Here is a 15,005-nt window from a genome sequence, read left to right as displayed (position 1 = left end):
GGGCGGCGCGGTGTCCGTGCGCGGCTGTGTTGATCCGGCCCGTCCTGGCCTATTGCTGGGCGCGTGCAGAGCCCTTGGGGGCGGGCTCGGCCCCTAGCGCTCCCCCCGACGGCGACGCCCCGGACGGGGCATCGGTGGCAGGGGCGCCTCGACCCTTGGGCCCGTAGGACGCTGCATCGGGGCGAAGCCCGGGGCCTCCGCGATCTGGGGCGCGACCGCATCTGGCACTGCTTGCGGCATGGGGGACGCCTGGGGGGCGCTCTGCTCCGTTTGCTCCGCATCCGGCAGCAGGTCGAAGGCCGCGTCGAGAGATCTGTGTACCTCGACCGACGTGGCCTCGGGGGGGAGCTCCACAAGGGGCAGCGCGCCCTTGCGGAAAAGCTCCCGCAAGACGGTTTCGCGCAGAAGTGTCGCCGTATGGATGTCCTCGGCATCGGTCTGCATCAGGCCTGCGACGGGCATGCCGCCGGGTTCGGCCAGCACATAGTCCACCTTGTGGCCGCGCAGCACCTCCGTTGCGGCGCGGCCCGCGTCGCCGGTCGAGGTCACTGCAAAGAGCGCTGCCAGATCCACATGCGCAATCACCCGCAGATCCGGCGCGCCGCGCGCAACGGCCCAGGATTGCAGCATGTCGCGGATCTGCGGATCACCCACCATTGGCAGGGCACGCGGCGCCACTTGCAACTGGTCGAGCCGCTCGGCCTGGCGCGCAAAGCTCACCGCCTTGGACGGCGCCCGTGTTCGTGCCCCGCGCGGGATATGCGCCCGCCGTCTGCGCCGCTTGGACCAGCCCATCTTCTCGGAGAGTTTCGCAAGCACCCAGATCCCGCCCACGACGAGCAAGCCGAAGAGGACGATCGCCACGAACAGGACCAGCACGGAGAGGATGTCCGGCTGGGCAGGGGCCTGGGCAGGGGCGGTGGCAATCCCGGGGGTCATGGGGCAACGATCCGTGTCATGGATCCGGTATCCCACGGCAATTCGGCGTGTTTGTGGCACAGGCCGGGCGGGTTTGGTGCGATTGATCGCGTGCGCACCCGATGCGGTGATGACGCAGCGGTAACGCTCGCAGCGGGACAAGGGGCCAATCTTGATCAAATGGAGTGTCCCATGTTGTTGTTCTGCCGTTCTCTTCTGCCCGCAGCTGCTTTTCTGGCAGCGGGATTGAGCCTTCTGCCTGGCGAGGCTGCGGCGGCGGAGTGCCAGCGCAAGCTGAACTTCCTCGGAGCGAATGCCTCCGATAGCCGCAAGCTCGAGGCGCTTCTGATCTGCGCCGAGGAGACCCGGACGGATATCGCAGATCTGCAGATGCGGCTGAGCGCGGTCGAGCGGGATATCACCGCGCTGGAGCGGGCCGACACGCGGCTGCAGACCTCGCTCGACGGCGTGGATGGCAAGATCTCGCGGGCGATCCAGACGAGTGAGCGCAAGACCAGCGGCGAATTGGCGAGCGAAGCGCGGGAGCTGCGGGCCGAGATCCGCGAGGCGGGCGGGTCAGAGGCCGGTGAGCTGCGGGCCCTGAAGACGCAGATTGCCGCCGCAGAGCGCGCGCTGGGCAAGATCACCGGGCGTGGTTGGGAGGAGTTCGGGGTCGCGCAGCGCGGTGTCGGGCGGACCCAGAGCAACGACAAGGATTACCCGATTGTCGTGGCGGCCACGATCAACGTGGCGGAGTCGAACCGCTGTCACGCGCGGATCAAGGTCAATGGGATGACCGTGGCCGAGACCAAGAACAACAATGACAAGTGGGACAAGGCCTGTTTCGTGACGGCGACAGTGCCGCCGGGAGCAAATTACGTGCTGGAATCCGCACCCCATGGCGGTGGTCGCCCGCGGATCTCGAAATGGACTGAGCTGCGCTGAGCGCTGCTCTCCTGCTGTCCAGCACAAGCGGGCGCGGCAGAGGTCGCGCCCCTTTTGCTATCAGATCAGCGGCACCAGCGGCACGCCCCCGCAGGCGGCGAGCAAGGTCAGGGCAGTCAGGGCGGTGAGCAAGCGCAGCATGGGGTCCTCCGACAGAGCGGCGATGGGGTCAGGGTGAGACCGGCGCGGCGGTCGACGCCACCTCGGTCTCGACAGTGTCAGTTGGCGGCAAGCCGAAGCCCCGGTCAAGCACACGGTAGACCTGCGCCCGTGTGGATTTCGCCCGGATCTCCAGAAAGGGGATCCCGGCTTTGCGGAACACCTCGCGCTTGATCGCGTCGCGGAGCACGGCGTCCTTCTGGAAATGGCCGCTGCCCTGATATTCGATCCCGGCCCGTGGCATCATATCTGCCCCGACGAGCAGGAAATCCACGCGTTTGGAGTTATAGGCGCTGTGCCCGGCGCGTCCGGCGGCGCCGCTTGTCGTGACGCGAAAGATCTCGCCCATGGAGACCTGCGCATGGAGCGACAGGGGCGGCAGATCCCGACTTGCCAGCCAGTCGCGGATCATGTCCTGCAGCGCGGCTTCGCTTCGGTTGAGGAGCGGCTGGGGGCGGATCGCAACGCGGGTCAGGGCATCGGCTTGCTGCATGTGCCAGCCGCCTGTGGGCGGGGCGGAAGAGGTCGCGGTGCGGGCGCGATCTGTCCGCGTTCGGCGCGTTTTGCGCGGGCGCGCCTTCCGAACGAACAGTGTGAGAAGGAGCGCGCCGAGGATGAGCAAAATCCCATGCAAAGGGATCTGATCAAAGAGCCCCGTCGCCAAGGACGACGGGGCGGACGCGAACTGAATATCCGATGCCATGGGCGCCCTCGCGATTGCGCGCCCTCTATGGCGGGGGAATGCGGCGCTTCCATGGCGCCCCTCACGGGCGCCCGCGCCGGTCCCGGATCAGCCCTGCAGCGCGCGCACGCCGATGGCGTCTTCGCGCCGCGCTTTCATCGCTTGGGCGGCGGCATGGCTGGCGGCCAGCGTGGTGAAATAGGGGATCCGGTCATAGAGCGCGACCGAGCGGATCTCGCGGCTGTCATTGACCGCTTGGGTGCCTTCGGTCGTGTTCATCACCAGCGCGATCCGCCCATCCTTGAGCATATCGACCACATCCGGGCGCCCCTCATAGACCTTGTTGACCACGGTGGAGGCGATGCCATGGGCCTTGAGGAAGGCCGCCGTCCCGCGCGTGGCCACGATGTCGAGACCGAGCTCAACGAGCGTCGCGGCGGTGTCGACCAGCATCTCGGTTTTGTCGGCTTCCTTGATCGACAGGAACACGGTGCCTTCGGAGGGCAGCTCGGTGCCCGCGCCCATCTGCGCCTTGAGGAAGGCGCGGGGGAAGGAGCGATCCCAGCCCATCACCTCGCCGGTGGAGCGCATTTCCGGCCCCAGGATCGTGTCCACACCCGGGAAACGGGCGAAGGGCAGAACCGCCTCCTTGACCGAGAACCAGGGCGTGTCCGGATGGGCGAGGGTCATCGGATCGCCGATCGGCAAATGCTGATCCTCCGGCGCGTCATGGGGCAGGCGGTCGCGCAGCGGGAAGTTCGACATCGGCTCCCCGGCCATGAGCCGCGCGGCGATGGAGGCGATCGCGCTATCGGTCGCCTTGGCCACGAAAGGCACCGTCCGCGAGGCGCGGGGGTTTACCTCGATCAGGTAGATCTCGTTGTCCTTGATCGCGAACTGCACATTCATCAGACCCTTCACGCGCAGGGCCTTGGCCAGCGCCTCGGTCTGGACGCGGATCTCGGCGAGGATCTCATCCGAGAGCGAATAGGGCGGCAGGGAACAGGCGCTGTCCCCGGAATGGACGCCCGCCTCTTCGATATGCTGCATGATGCCCGAGACATGGACGTTCTCGCCATCGCAGAGCGCATCCACATCGAGCTCCACCGCGCCGGCGAGATAGCTGTCGAGCAGGACCGGGCTGTCGCCGGAGACCACCACGGCCTCGGAGATATAGCGCTCCAGCTGAGGCAGATCGCGGACGATTTCCATCGCACGGCCCCCCAGCACATAGGAAGGCCGGATCACCAGCGGATAGCCGATCTCACCCGCGGCGGCGAAGGCCTCCGCATCGGTGCTGGCGATGGCGTTCTTGGGCTGCTTCAGGCCAAGCTGATTGACCAGCGCCTGGAAGCGTTCGCGGTCTTCGGCCAGATCGATCGCATCGGGCGTGGTGCCGAGGATCGGGATACCCTCAGCCTCCAGCGCATTGGCGAGCTTCAGGGGCGTCTGGCCACCGAACTGCACGATCACCCCGTGAAGCGTGCCGTTCTCCTGCTCGACACGCAGGATTTCCATCACATGCTCGAAGGTCAGCGGCTCGAAATAGAGCCGGTCCGAGGTGTCGTAATCGGTGGAAACCGTCTCGGGATTGCAGTTGACCATGATGGTTTCATAGCCCGCCTCGGTCAGGGCAAAGCAGGCATGGCAGCAGCAATAGTCGAACTCGATCCCCTGGCCGATCCGGTTCGGACCACCGCCGAGGATGACGACCTTCTTGGCCTCCGAGGGGCGCGCCTCGCATTCGGGCTCGCCCATGACCGGGGTCTCGTAGGTCGAGTACATATAAGGTGTCTGGGCCTCGAACTCGGCGGCACAGGTGTCAATCCGCTTGAACTGCGCGGTCACGCCGAGCCGGGTGCGAGCGCGGCGGACCTGACCCTCTTCGCGGCCGGTGATCTTGGCGAGACGGGCATCGGTGAAGCCCATCATCTTGAGCTTGCGCAGTCCATCCGCATCGAGCGGCAAGCCGTCCTTGCGCACGGTGGCCTCGGTGTCGATGATCTCGCGGATCCGGTCGAGGAACCATGGGTCAAAGGCCGTCGCTGCCTGGATCTCGTCATTGCTGAGCCCATGGCGCATGGCCTGGGCGATCACCCGCAGCCGGTCCGGCGTCTGCTTGCTGAGCGCCTTGACCACGGCGGCCTTGTCCGGCGCGCCGTCGATCTCGATCTCGTCAAACCCGGTCAGGCCCGTCTCCATGGAGGCGAGCGCCTTCTGCACGCTTTCGTGGAAGGTCCGGCCAATGGACATGGCCTCGCCCACGGATTTCATCGCCGTGGTCAGGTTCGGCTCGGAGCCGGGGAACTTCTCAAACGCAAAGCGCGGGATCTTGGTGACCACATAATCGATGGTCGGCTCGAACGAGGCGGGCGTGACCTTGGTGATGTCGTTGTCGAGCTCATCGAGCGTATAGCCCACAGCGAGCTTCGCGGCGATCTTGGCAATCGGGAAGCCCGTCGCCTTGGAGGCCAACGCCGAAGAGCGGGACACGCGCGGGTTCATCTCGATCACGACCATCCGGCCATCGGCGGGGTTCACGGCCCATTGCACGTTGGAGCCGCCGGTCTCGACCCCGATTTCACGCAGCACAGCAATCGAGCCGTTGCGCATGATCTGGTATTCCTTGTCCGTCAGGGTCAGCGCCGGGGCGACCGTGATACTGTCGCCCGTATGGACGCCCATCGGGTCAACATTTTCGATGGAGCAGACGATGATTGCATTGTCCGCCTTGTCGCGGACCACCTCCATCTCGTATTCCTTCCAACCCAGCAGGCTTTCATCGATCAGGATCTGATTGACCGGGGAGGCGTCGAGGCCGGATTTGCAGAAATGCTCGTAATCGTCGCGGTTATAGGCGACGCCGCCGCCGGTCCCGCCAAGGGTAAAGGCCGGGCGGATGATCGCGGGCAGGCCGATATCATCGAGCGCGGCCATGCATTCGTCCATCGTGTTGGCGATGGTGGCGCGGGGGTTTTCGAGGCCGAGCCGGTCCATCGCCTCGCGGAAGAGTTTACGGTCTTCGGCCATCTCGATGGCCGCGCGCTTGGCGCCGATCATCTCGACATTGAACTTGTCCAGAACGCCCATCTCCTCCAGCGCGAGGGAGGTGTTCAGACCGGTCTGCCCACCCATGGTCGGCAAGAGCGCGTCCGGGCGCTCTTTCTCGATGATCTTGGCGACAACCTCGGGCGTGATCGGCTCGATATAGGTGGCGTCCGCCAAACCCGGATCGGTCATGATCGTTGCGGGGTTCGAGTTCACCAGGATGACCCGGTAGCCTTCCTCGCGCAGGGCCTTGCAGGCCTGGGCGCCGGAATAGTCAAACTCGCAGGCCTGGCCGATGATAATGGGTCCCGCCCCGATGATCATGATCGATTTGATATCGGTTCTTTTGGGCATCGGGCAGACTCCAGTGGCGCAAATTGTCGGCGTTATACATGGGGGCTGTCCGGGCGCAAGAGCGTGCGACATGGCATACGACTTTGGAAGCCGTTCGCAGCGTGACGGACGGCCCCAATGCAAAAGACGCGCTCCGATCGAAGCGCGCCCCTATGTCGTGGTCGGCCTCTGGGCCGGGCTCAGCTCTTGCGGCGCCGCCGGGCCAATCCGCCCAGACCCGCGACACCGGCCAGCATCATCAGCGCGCTCGGAGGGAGGGGCACCGGCGCCGGAGTGGTGTCGATCGGCGTGACGTCAAACATGATGTTGTCCACGCCCGAGTTGAAAAACTCCGGTGCGATGGTGATCAGGTAGCCATCCTCGCTCGGGCCAAAGGCGGACAGATCGACCTCGGTGGCCTGGACAACGCTCAGAATGTCGACCGCCAGAGCCGTCTCCGTCGCGCCGCCAACTTCGGTGACCGTGACGCCCGTGGTTTGCGCCGTGTTGGAGAATGGCGCGATGTCCATCTTCACCAGCGACACCTCGAACCCGTCCAGCGGCGTGATCAGGAGCGTCCCGCCCCCTCCGCCAGCATTGCCATAGGCCGCATCGACCAGTTCTTCATATCCCAGATTCCAATAGATCCAGGGTTGGAGACCGTTCACGGATTGGGCGGCATCATAGGTCACCTCGACCTCGCCCGCGATATCTCCGTAATCCTGACTGATCGCCTCTCTGTCGGCATTGCAGAGGCCGTCCGCACAGGCATCGCCGTCGAAGGTGAGGGAAACACTCGTCGCATGCGCCGCGGAGGTCGCGAGGAAAAGGGCCGTGCTGGCCGCCAAAAGCTTTTGCATCATAAAGTCCTGACACTTTGAACGCCTAATAATGGTTAATTTTAAGGCAAAATGCGAATCCGGTCAAACCTGCTGTGTCCCGGAATTGGCCGTCGACGGGCTGTCCTTAATCTCGTCAGATTCCTGTGATTGGATTCTCTTTCAACGGTGGGCCCCGCGCCCCCGGATCGCGTGATAGAGGACGACAGAACCCATGGCTGAACGGATCATCGCGTTTCTTCGCACAGAGGACGGCGCCGTCACCGTCGATTGGGTGGTCCTGACCGCAGCGCTGGTGGGGCTGGCGATTGCCGTGGTGGCTGTGCTGGGCCCGGCGGCGACGACAAATTCCGGATCGCTCAACCGGCAGCTGGAGAACCACCAGATCTCCACCGATTTCGACCATCTGGCGCCGACGGACTGAGCGCGCCGCCATTCCTGTGCTGGCGTTGATGTGTGTCAAGGAAAGTTGACATAAATAATGTCACCCTCCGCGAAAGGCAGTGGAGGGTCTCATGCGCATTGTATTCGTTCATCCCAATTACCATTCCGGCGGGGCCGAGATCGCGGGGAACTGGCCGCCCGCCTGGGTCGCCTATCTCGCCGGGTCGCTGAAGGCTGCGGGCTATGAGGATATCCATTTCCTCGACGCGATGACCAATGACATGCCGGAGGCGGATCTGCGCACCCGGCTGGCGGAATTGCAGCCCGACATCGTGGGGACTACGGCCATTACACCGGCGATCTACGAGGCGGAAAAGGTTCTGAAAATCGCGTCGGAGGCCTGCCCGAAGGCCCTGCGTGTCCTCGGCGGGATCCACGGGACTTTCATGTATAAACAAGTCCTTTCGGAGGCGCCCGAGGTCGACGTGATCGTGCGCGGCGAGGGCGAAGAGATCATGACCGAGCTGGCGCGCTGCGTCGATGACGGGCGCTGGCCGGCGGATCAGCGCAAGATCAAGGGGCTCGCCTTTCGAGAAGGCGATCAGATCGTCGCGACTCAGGCTGCCAGCACGGTCAAGAACCTCGATGGCATCGATCCGGACTGGTCGCTGCTGGAATGGGACAAATACATCTATGTGCCCCTCGGCGTGAAGGTCGCGATTCCCAACATGGCGCGGGGCTGCCCTTTCACCTGCTCCTTCTGCTCGCAATGGAAATTCTGGCGCGACTACCGCGTGCGCGATCCCCTGAAAGTCGTGGATGAGATCGAGCGGCTGGTCGAAGACCACGGCGTTGGCTTCTTCATCCTCGCCGATGAGGAACCCACCATCAATCGCCGCAAGTTCATCCAGTTCTGCGAGGAACTGATCGCCCGGGGCCTGCCTGAAAAAATCCAATGGGGCATCAACACCCGCGTCACGGACATCATGCGCGACAAGGAGCTTCTCCCGCTCTACCGCAAGGCAGGGCTCGTCCATGTGAGCCTCGGGACCGAGGCCGCCGCCCAGCTCAAGCTCGACCAGTTCAACAAGGAAACCAAGGTCTCTGAGAACAAGGAGGCGATCCGCCTGCTGCGCGAGGCCGACATCTTCGTCGAGGCGCAGTTCATCGTCGGGCTCGACAATGAGACACCGGAGACCCTCGAAGAGACTTACCGGATGGCCTGGGATTGGCAGCCGGATCTGGCAAATTGGGCGATGTACACGCCCTGGCCCTTCACGCCGCTTTTTCAGGAGCTGGGCGACAAGGTCGAGATCTTTGACTTCTCGAAGTACAATTTCGTGACCCCGATCATGGCGCCGGACCAGATGACGCGCGGCGAGTTGCTGGATGGCGTCATGAAGAATTACCGGCGATTCTACATGCAAAAGGCGCTGTTCCACTACCCGTGGCGCGGCACGGGCTATCGCCGGAAATACCTGCTCGGCTGCCTCAAGGCGTTCCTGAAGGCCGGGTTTGAACGGAAATTCTACGACCTCGGCAAGGCCAATTACTGGGGCCCGCAATCCAAGGACACGGTCAACTTCAACTTCGACCGGACCCGCAAGATCGCCAAGGCCCAGATGGAGGATTGGGAGGCCGCCGCCGACCGCGCCAGCCAGGCCCGCGCCCGGCGCAAAGCGCTCGATACGTCCTTCAAACTGCCCGAGGGGCAGGAGGCGCGCGCACCGGTCAAAGCCTGCGGGGGCGGAGCCCAACAGATGGAAGATGTGTGATGCCACTTGATACGCGCTTGCATGCGGACTGGGCGCCGCCGGATACCAAGGCGCGGATCGGGCCCAATGCGGTCCATCAGCTCCTCGCCGTGCTTGAGGAGGAGGGCGGCCCAAGGCTCGCCGCCCATATGCTGGCGCTGGCGGGGATGTTCGATGTCCCACCCGAAAGTGGCATGATCGATGAACGCCCTGTGGCCCGCCTGCATCAGGCATTGCGGCGGGATCGCCCCGAGACGGCGCCGCGTCTGGCTTGGGCGGCGGGGGAGGCCACGGCGAATTACATCATCGCCCGGCGCATCCCGACGCCGGTGGTCTGGCTCTTGAAACTGCTGCCCGCGCGCCCCGCCGCGGCGCTTTTGCTGAAATCGATCACCAAACACGCCTGGACCTTCGCGGGCTCCGGTCAATTCCGGGTCGTCTCACCCCAACCGATCCTGGTCGAGATCGCCGACAATCCGATCGTGCGCGGCGAGCATGCCCAAAGCGCGATCTGCTTTTGGCATGTGGCGGTCTTCGAAACTCTGTTCCGCCGCCTCGTCGCCCCGGATTACCGCGCCCGCGAAACCACCTGCTGCGCCTGTGGCGATGCGGCCTGTCGGATCGCGCTGACCCGGTCCGGGATCTGACCCGCCATCTTGGCGCGCCCTATCAACCTTAAGTCTCCAAATATCCCCGCCGGAGGCTCCCGTCCGCGCCACGGGCACGCCGCCCGATCCATAAGGCGCAGCCCGTACCGCTTGACACCCAACCGCCCCTGATATGTATGGCCCCAGACCGCCATTTGAGTTCCGGGGACCCCCATGCACGCCTTTCGTACCCATACCTGCGCCGCCCTCACCAAAGAAGATGTGGGCGCGACTGTGCGCCTCTCGGGCTGGGTCCACCGGGTGCGCGACCATGGCGGCGTGCTCTTCATCGATCTGCGCGACCATTACGGCATGACCCAGGTCCTTTGCGACCCGGACAGCCCGGTCTTCGCCGAGGTGGAAAAGGTCCGCTCCGAATGGTGCATCCGGATCGACGGGACCGTGAAGGCGCGGGACGAAAGCCTGATTAACCCCAAGATCCCCACGGGCGAGATTGAGGTCTTTGTGCGCGACCTCGAAGTGCTGGGCACCGCCGATGAGCTGCCCCTGCCGGTCTTCGGCGATCAGGAATACCCCGAGGAAACGCGCCTGAAATACCGCTTCCTCGACCTGCGCCGAGAGAGCCTGCACGACAACATCATCCTGCGCTCCAACGTGGTGAAGTCGATCCGCAAACGCATGTGGGATATCGATTTCAACGAGTTCCAGACGCCGATCATCACCGCCTCCAGCCCGGAAGGCGCGCGCGATTTTCTCGTGCCCTCGCGCCTGCACCCGGGCAAGTTCTACGCGCTGCCCCAGGCGCCGCAGCAGTTCAAGCAGCTCACCATGGTCGGCGGCTTCGACAAATATTTCCAGATCGCGCCTTGCTTCCGTGACGAGGACCCGCGCGCGGACCGCTCGCCCACGGATTTCTACCAGCTCGACCTGGAGATGAGCTTTGTCGACCAGCAGGACGTGTTCGACACGATCCAGCCAGTGATCGCGGGTCTCTTCGAGGAGTTCGGCGGCGGTCGCAAGGTGGATGCGGAGTGGCCGCAGATCTCCTACCGCGACAGCGCTCTCTGGTATGGCACCGATAAGCCGGACCTGCGCAACCCGATCAAGATGCAGGTCGTGTCCGAGCATTTTGCGGGCTCCGGCTTTGCGATTTTCGCCAAGCTCCTGGAGCAGGACGGCACCGAGATCCGCGCGATCCCGGCCCCCACGGGCGGCTCGCGCAAATTCTGCGACCGGATGAACAAGTTCGCGCAGGAACAAGGCCTGCCCGGCATGGGCTATATCTTCTGGCGCGATCAGGGCAACGGCATGGAGGCTGCAGGTCCGCTCGCCAAAAACATCGGCCCCGAGCGGACCGAAGCGATCCGCCAGCAGCTGGGTCTTGAGGTCGGCGACGCGGCCTTCTTCCTCGGCGGCAAGCCCGCGACCTTCGAAGGGGTGGCTGGCCGTGCCCGCACGGTGATCGGCGAGGAGCTGAACCTCGTGGACAAAGATCGCTTCGCCTTCGCCTGGATCGTGGATTTCCCGATGTATGAGGCCGATGACGAGGGGCGGATCGACTTCTCGCACAACCCGTTCTCCATGCCCCAGGGTGGGATGGACGCGCTGGATGGCGACCCGCTCGAGGTGCTCGGCTATCAGTACGATCTGGCCTGCAACGGCTATGAGCTCGTCTCCGGCGCGATCCGGAACCACAAGCTGGAAATCATGTACAAGGCCTTCGAGATCGCGGGCTATGGCAGCGACGAGGTCGAGAAGCGCTTTGGCGGCATGGTCAATGCGTTCAAATACGGCGCTCCGCCCCACGGGGGCTGTGCGGCGGGGATCGACCGGATCGTGATGCTTTTGGCCGATGAGGCCAATATCCGCGAAGTGATCATGTTCCCCATGAACCAGCGGGCCGAAGACCTGATGATGGGCGCACCGTCCGAGCCCACGGGCGAGCAGCTGCGCGATCTGTCCCTGCGGGTCATCCCGCAGGACTGACGCGACGCGCTGGGCCCCGCGAGGGGCCCATTTCAGATCTTAGTCGGGATTGTGCGGCACAAGCGTGCCCTGCACATCTTCGGTGGCGCCGAGATCCGAGGTGATGGACCGGATCGAAATATCTGAGGTGCCGATCAGGATCGCCGCCAACATGGCGAGACCGAGGATGATATTCGCCCCGACAGTGGCCATGGGCCGCTCTGTCCGGGGCGCTGAACGGGCGGTGTTCCAGCGCTTGGGCATCGGAGTGTTCCCTTATTGACTGCTCGAGGTCGTTGCCTTCGAGCTTTCTGCTTAGCGCCATCAGCTCGAATTGGGACCCGTGAGGCGATGATTGGGCCATCTCGTGACACAGGTGTGTCGCAAGTGTGACAAGTTTGCGCTGTAAGCGCTTGATTGCGAGGCAGGTTCCTAGATGGCCACCCGGGTGGCGATTCGGTCTTCGAGCATGGCGCGCACTGCTGTCAGACTGTCCCGGTCCCCTTGCGCGGCGAGGGTCTTGGCGGCTTCGGCAAGTGGCGTGTCCTTGGCCGCCACGGCCAACCCGTGGAGGAATTGCGCCGAATAAGCCCGCTGGATCGGGTCATCCTCATCCAGCAGCAGGTCCTGCGCATGGGCCAGATCATCCTGCAGGGCCAGTGTGTCCGGGCAGATCTCGGTCTCGGTGATCGCGCGGGGGCCTTTCGGTTGGGCGTCCTTCGGCAGATGGGCCAGCACCGCGGCCTGAAACTCCGCGATCCGGGTCAGGGGCTTGGCGAGAAACCCGTCGGCCCCGGCGGCGATGGCGCAATCCTCGCCGCTGAGATCCCCGCTGAACCCGAGGATCGCGGGCAGGCGCGGCTGGGCCTGCGCAAGCTCTGCGATCAGGTCCTCGCCCGCGCCATCCGGCAGGCCGAGATCCACGATCGCCACGGTGGGGCAATACATCCGCAAATGCCGTCGGGCCGAGGCCAGGCAATCGGCACGCCGCAATCGGGCGCCTGAGCGCAGGCACAAAAGGCGCATCGCTTCGGATGCGTAGCGGCTGTCTTCGACCAGCAGAATGGTCACCCCCAGCAGGGGACGGTTGGCTGTCGGTCGGGGCGCAGCGGAGAGCAGGGCAGCGGTATCGTCCATAGGGTCCTCCGAATCTCCCTAAAGACTGCGTCACCTTCCCTAATGAGTGGTAAACGCGACCCTCTGCGCCTTGCTCACAAGGGGGTGACAGGCCATAACCGCGCCAAACCAGTCACAGTTGGAGCCAGTTATGATCGGTCGCCTGAACCACGTTGCCATCGCCGTCCCGGATCTCGAAGCCGCCTCGGCGCAATACGCCAACACGCTCGGCGCCAAGGTCGGCGCGCCTCAGGATGAGCCCGATCACGGGGTGACCGTGGTCTTCATCGAGCTGCCCAACACCAAGATCGAGCTGCTCTACCCGCTGGGCGAGGCCTCTCCGATCGCGGGCTTTCTCGAAAAGAACCCCTCGGGCGGCATTCACCACATCTGCTACGAGGTGGACGACATCCTCGCGGCCCGCGACAAACTGAGCGCAGAGGGCGCGCGGGTGCTGGGCACGGGGGAGCCGAAGATCGGCGCCCATGGCAAGCCGGTGCTCTTCCTGCATCCCAAGGATTTCAACGGCACCCTGGTCGAGCTGGAGCAGGTCTGAGCCCATGCAAATCACCTCGGCGCTCGTTCTGCTGGCTGTCATCTGGTTCATGACCCTGTTCATCGTCCTGCCGATCCGGATGAGGACCCAGGGCGATGAGGGCAAGGTCACCATGGGCACGCCCGCGGGCGCTCCGGCGCGCATCGACATGCGGCGCAAGGTCAAGATCACCTCGATCGTTGCGGTTCTGCTCTGGATCCCGGCGGTCTATGTGATCGTGGCCGGTTGGATCACGGTGGATGATTTCGACCTGTTCAACCGCTTCGGCGGCGGGTTGGAGCGGCTGGAGTAAGCCAGCCTCCCGGAGACGCGAAAGCCTCGGCACAAATCTGGGCCGAGGCTTATTTCATGGGTTGGGGGCAGGAGGGCTCAGACCTCTTGCGCGGCGAGCCGGTGATAGAGATGGGTGAAAGCCGCAGCCCCGATGACCGGGATGATCAGGTTGATGAGCGGCAGGGAGAGCACCATCGCCATGGGCACCCCGGCGACCCAGATCTTCAGCATATGGCGTTTGCGCATCTGCGCGGCGCCTTCGCGCCCGAGCCGCCGCATGGCAGTGACCTGAAAGTATTCCCGACCGAGCAGGAACCCGTTCAACCCCCAGAAGATCAGGGGCGCGAGCGGGATGAACATCAGATAGAGCGCGAAGGCCGCGAGGTTTGCGACCACCAACACGCCGAGAAAGCCGAATGTATCGCGTAACGCCTCGCCGAAGGGCACCTTGGGCGCGGGGCTGAGGCCGGGATAGTGCCGCGTCTCCACCGCATCGGCGATGTCCTCGAGAAAGAGCCCGGTGAAGGCCGAGGCCACAGGCACCATGAGAAAGACCGACAGGCCCAGCATGCTGAGGATGCCGAGGCCCGAGGCCAGATCGTCCAGCCAGGTGATCTCGCCGATGAAGGGAAGGGTCAAGGCGTCGGGCACGAGCCAGCCGAGCACCAGCGTGAAGATCCATGTGATCGCCACCAAGAGCCCGACGGTCGCCCCGATCCCGATCAGTAGCACCCGCCGAAAGGCCGGATCGGGCAGCTGGCCGATCGCCTTGGAATAGATGAGCGGGATCATGAATCCACCCATTTGGTCAGGGCCGCGATATCCGGGCGCGGGCGCTCCGGTGGGGCGACGGTCTCGGTGCCCAGATGGATGAAGCCTGCGACCCGCTCGGTCGGTGCGAGGCCGAGCCCCTCGATCCCGAATGCGGCATCATGGGCCATGAACCCGGTCAGCCAGTTGGCGCCCCAACCCGAGGCAAGCGCGGCATTGACCAGCGCGAGGCAGGCCGCCCCTGCCGAGAGGTCCTGCTCATAGGCGGGGATCTTTTCCGAGGCTTTCGGCGCCGCGATCACAGCCACCACGCAGCCCGCATCGGCAAAGGCGGCCTTGGCCTTGGCGACCTTTTCGGGCTCCTGCCCCAAAGCGGTGCCCCGGGTCTCGGTCAGAGCGGCCAGCCGGGTCAGCGCCGCAGCCTGCAGCACGATGAACCGCCAGGGCTCCAGCTTGCCATGGTCCGGTGTCCGCGCGGCAGCGGTCAGAAAGGTCTCGACCGTGGCCCGGTCCGGATAGGGCGCGCGCAGGGTCTTGGCCGGGCGCGAGCGGCGGGTCAGCAGAAACTCCATCACGTCGGGGCGCGGGCTCAGCGGAGGCAGGGCAGAACTGGTCATAAAGGGCTTTCTCGGTCGGACTGACGGCTTGGGTGGT

Annotated in this window: 15 protein-coding genes; 7 read left to right on the top strand and 8 right to left on the bottom strand. The window is 64.7% G+C overall.

What is annotated here, in order from left to right; all coding sequences use genetic code 11:
• Positions 1 to 93: 93 nt before the first annotated feature.
• Positions 94 to 939, bottom strand: coding sequence for a hypothetical protein (locus tag ACP153_RS11930; RefSeq protein ID WP_424971213.1), 846 nt, complete (start codon positions 937 to 939; stop codon positions 94 to 96).
• Between the two features lie 225 nt (positions 940 to 1,164).
• Here ACP153_RS11930 and ACP153_RS11925 point away from each other — a divergent pair, with 225 nt between their 5' ends.
• The gene (locus tag ACP153_RS11925; protein WP_424971212.1) at positions 1,165 to 1,863 is read left to right on the top strand and encodes a hypothetical protein; all 699 of its coding nucleotides are present in this window, start codon (positions 1,165 to 1,167) and stop codon (positions 1,861 to 1,863) included.
• A 169-nt stretch (positions 1,864 to 2,032) separates the two neighbouring features.
• Here ACP153_RS11925 and ACP153_RS11920 read toward each other — a convergent pair whose 3' ends face one another.
• The 3 genes from ACP153_RS11920 to ACP153_RS11910 form a co-directional block, all read right to left on the bottom strand.
• The gene (locus tag ACP153_RS11920; protein ID WP_424971211.1) at positions 2,033 to 2,515 is read right to left on the bottom strand and encodes a DUF2726 domain-containing protein; all 483 of its coding nucleotides are present in this window, start codon (positions 2,513 to 2,515) and stop codon (positions 2,033 to 2,035) included.
• 297 nt (positions 2,516 to 2,812) lie between these two features.
• A complete protein-coding gene (gene carB / locus ACP153_RS11915; protein WP_424971210.1) occupies positions 2,813 to 6,106 on the bottom strand; it encodes a carbamoyl-phosphate synthase large subunit in 3,294 nt (1,097 codons plus the stop codon).
• 179 nt (positions 6,107 to 6,285) lie between these two features.
• The gene (locus ACP153_RS11910; protein ID WP_424971209.1) at positions 6,286 to 6,945 is read right to left on the bottom strand and encodes a VPLPA-CTERM sorting domain-containing protein; all 660 of its coding nucleotides are present in this window, start codon (positions 6,943 to 6,945) and stop codon (positions 6,286 to 6,288) included.
• A gap of 193 nt (positions 6,946 to 7,138) precedes the next feature.
• Between ACP153_RS11910 and ACP153_RS11905 the strand changes: the two genes are divergently transcribed.
• The 4 genes from ACP153_RS11905 to aspS all read left to right on the top strand — a co-directional run bounded on the left by ACP153_RS11905 (position 7,139) and on the right by aspS (position 11,656).
• Entirely contained in the window at positions 7,139 to 7,348 is a 210-nt protein-coding gene (locus ACP153_RS11905) for a Flp family type IVb pilin (protein ID WP_424971208.1), read from the top strand.
• A gap of 91 nt (positions 7,349 to 7,439) precedes the next feature.
• Complete coding sequence (gene bchE, locus ACP153_RS11900; RefSeq protein WP_424971207.1) at positions 7,440 to 9,083, top strand: magnesium-protoporphyrin IX monomethyl ester anaerobic oxidative cyclase; 1,644 nt, start codon at positions 7,440 to 7,442, stop codon at positions 9,081 to 9,083.
• Positions 9,083 to 9,709 (top strand): bacteriochlorophyll 4-vinyl reductase, encoded by a 627-nt coding sequence (gene bchJ / locus ACP153_RS11895; protein WP_424971206.1) that lies wholly within the window; start codon positions 9,083 to 9,085, stop codon positions 9,707 to 9,709. Before bchE ends, bchJ begins: the two co-directional genes overlap by 1 nt.
• Positions 9,710 to 9,883: 174 nt before the next feature.
• A complete protein-coding gene (gene aspS, locus ACP153_RS11890) occupies positions 9,884 to 11,656 on the top strand; it encodes an aspartate--tRNA ligase (protein WP_424971205.1) in 1,773 nt (590 codons plus the stop codon).
• Positions 11,657 to 11,695: 39 nt separating this feature from the next.
• Here aspS and ACP153_RS11885 read toward each other — a convergent pair whose 3' ends face one another.
• Together ACP153_RS11885 and ACP153_RS11880 are read right to left on the bottom strand one after the other, a co-directional pair.
• Positions 11,696 to 11,848 carry a hypothetical protein gene (locus tag ACP153_RS11885; RefSeq protein ID WP_424971204.1) on the bottom strand — a complete coding sequence of 51 codons (153 nt, stop codon included), beginning with the start codon at positions 11,846 to 11,848 and terminating at the stop codon, positions 11,696 to 11,698.
• 219 nt (positions 11,849 to 12,067) lie between these two features.
• Positions 12,068 to 12,772 (bottom strand): response regulator, encoded by a 705-nt coding sequence (locus ACP153_RS11880; RefSeq protein ID WP_424971203.1) that lies wholly within the window; start codon positions 12,770 to 12,772, stop codon positions 12,068 to 12,070.
• Between the two features lie 130 nt (positions 12,773 to 12,902).
• Here ACP153_RS11880 and mce point away from each other — a divergent pair, with 130 nt between their 5' ends.
• Positions 12,903 to 13,307, top strand: a complete 405-nt coding sequence (gene mce, locus ACP153_RS11875; RefSeq protein WP_424971202.1) for a methylmalonyl-CoA epimerase — start codon at positions 12,903 to 12,905, stop codon at positions 13,305 to 13,307.
• Positions 13,308 to 13,311: 4 nt separating this feature from the next.
• The gene (locus tag ACP153_RS11870; protein ID WP_424971201.1) at positions 13,312 to 13,599 is read left to right on the top strand and encodes a DUF1467 family protein; all 288 of its coding nucleotides are present in this window, start codon (positions 13,312 to 13,314) and stop codon (positions 13,597 to 13,599) included.
• A gap of 77 nt (positions 13,600 to 13,676) precedes the next feature.
• On the opposite strand, the gene ACP153_RS11865 is transcribed toward ACP153_RS11870, so the two are convergent.
• Both ACP153_RS11865 and ACP153_RS11860 read right to left on the bottom strand, forming a co-directional pair.
• Positions 13,677 to 14,372: an EI24 domain-containing protein gene (locus ACP153_RS11865; protein WP_424971200.1), complete on the bottom strand. Its 696-nt coding sequence runs from the start codon at positions 14,370 to 14,372 to the stop codon at positions 13,677 to 13,679.
• Entirely contained in the window at positions 14,369 to 14,968 is a 600-nt protein-coding gene (locus tag ACP153_RS11860; RefSeq protein WP_424971199.1) for a nitroreductase family protein, read from the bottom strand. The genes ACP153_RS11865 and ACP153_RS11860 overlap by 4 nt, the downstream gene beginning before the upstream one ends.
• Positions 14,969 to 15,005: the final 37 nt, after the last annotated feature.

Origin of the sequence: Dinoroseobacter sp. S76 (assembly GCF_049801095.1) — a bacterium.
Lineage (GTDB): Bacteria > Pseudomonadota > Alphaproteobacteria > Rhodobacterales > Rhodobacteraceae > Dinoroseobacter.
Note: the sequence above shows the minus strand (reverse complement) of the source record. Positions and strands in the feature narration are given on the sequence as shown.

Bases quoted from the DNA above. Each gene is read 5' to 3' on its own strand.
- carB (WP_424971210.1), bottom strand. From the start codon at position 6,106: ATGCCCAAAAGAACCGATATCAAATCGATCATGATCATCGGGGCGGGA.
- aspS (WP_424971205.1), top strand. From the start codon at position 9,884: ATGCACGCCTTTCGTACCCATACCTGCGCCGCCCTCACCAAAGAAGAT.
- bchJ (WP_424971206.1), top strand. From the start codon at position 9,083: ATGCCACTTGATACGCGCTTGCATGCGGACTGGGCGCCGCCGGATACC.
- ACP153_RS11920 (WP_424971211.1), bottom strand. From the start codon at position 2,515: ATGCAGCAAGCCGATGCCCTGACCCGCGTTGCGATCCGCCCCCAGCCG.
- ACP153_RS11885 (WP_424971204.1), bottom strand. From the start codon at position 11,848: ATGGCCACTGTCGGGGCGAATATCATCCTCGGTCTCGCCATGTTGGCG.
- mce (WP_424971202.1), top strand. From the start codon at position 12,903: ATGATCGGTCGCCTGAACCACGTTGCCATCGCCGTCCCGGATCTCGAA.
- ACP153_RS11870 (WP_424971201.1), top strand. From the start codon at position 13,312: ATGCAAATCACCTCGGCGCTCGTTCTGCTGGCTGTCATCTGGTTCATG.
- ACP153_RS11905 (WP_424971208.1), top strand. From the start codon at position 7,139: ATGGCTGAACGGATCATCGCGTTTCTTCGCACAGAGGACGGCGCCGTC.
- ACP153_RS11880 (WP_424971203.1), bottom strand. From the start codon at position 12,772: ATGGACGATACCGCTGCCCTGCTCTCCGCTGCGCCCCGACCGACAGCC.
- ACP153_RS11860 (WP_424971199.1), bottom strand. From the start codon at position 14,968: ATGACCAGTTCTGCCCTGCCTCCGCTGAGCCCGCGCCCCGACGTGATG.
- ACP153_RS11910 (WP_424971209.1), bottom strand. From the start codon at position 6,945: ATGCAAAAGCTTTTGGCGGCCAGCACGGCCCTTTTCCTCGCGACCTCC.
- ACP153_RS11930 (WP_424971213.1), bottom strand. From the start codon at position 939: ATGACCCCCGGGATTGCCACCGCCCCTGCCCAGGCCCCTGCCCAGCCG.
- ACP153_RS11865 (WP_424971200.1), bottom strand. From the start codon at position 14,372: ATGATCCCGCTCATCTATTCCAAGGCGATCGGCCAGCTGCCCGATCCG.
- bchE (WP_424971207.1), top strand. From the start codon at position 7,440: ATGCGCATTGTATTCGTTCATCCCAATTACCATTCCGGCGGGGCCGAG.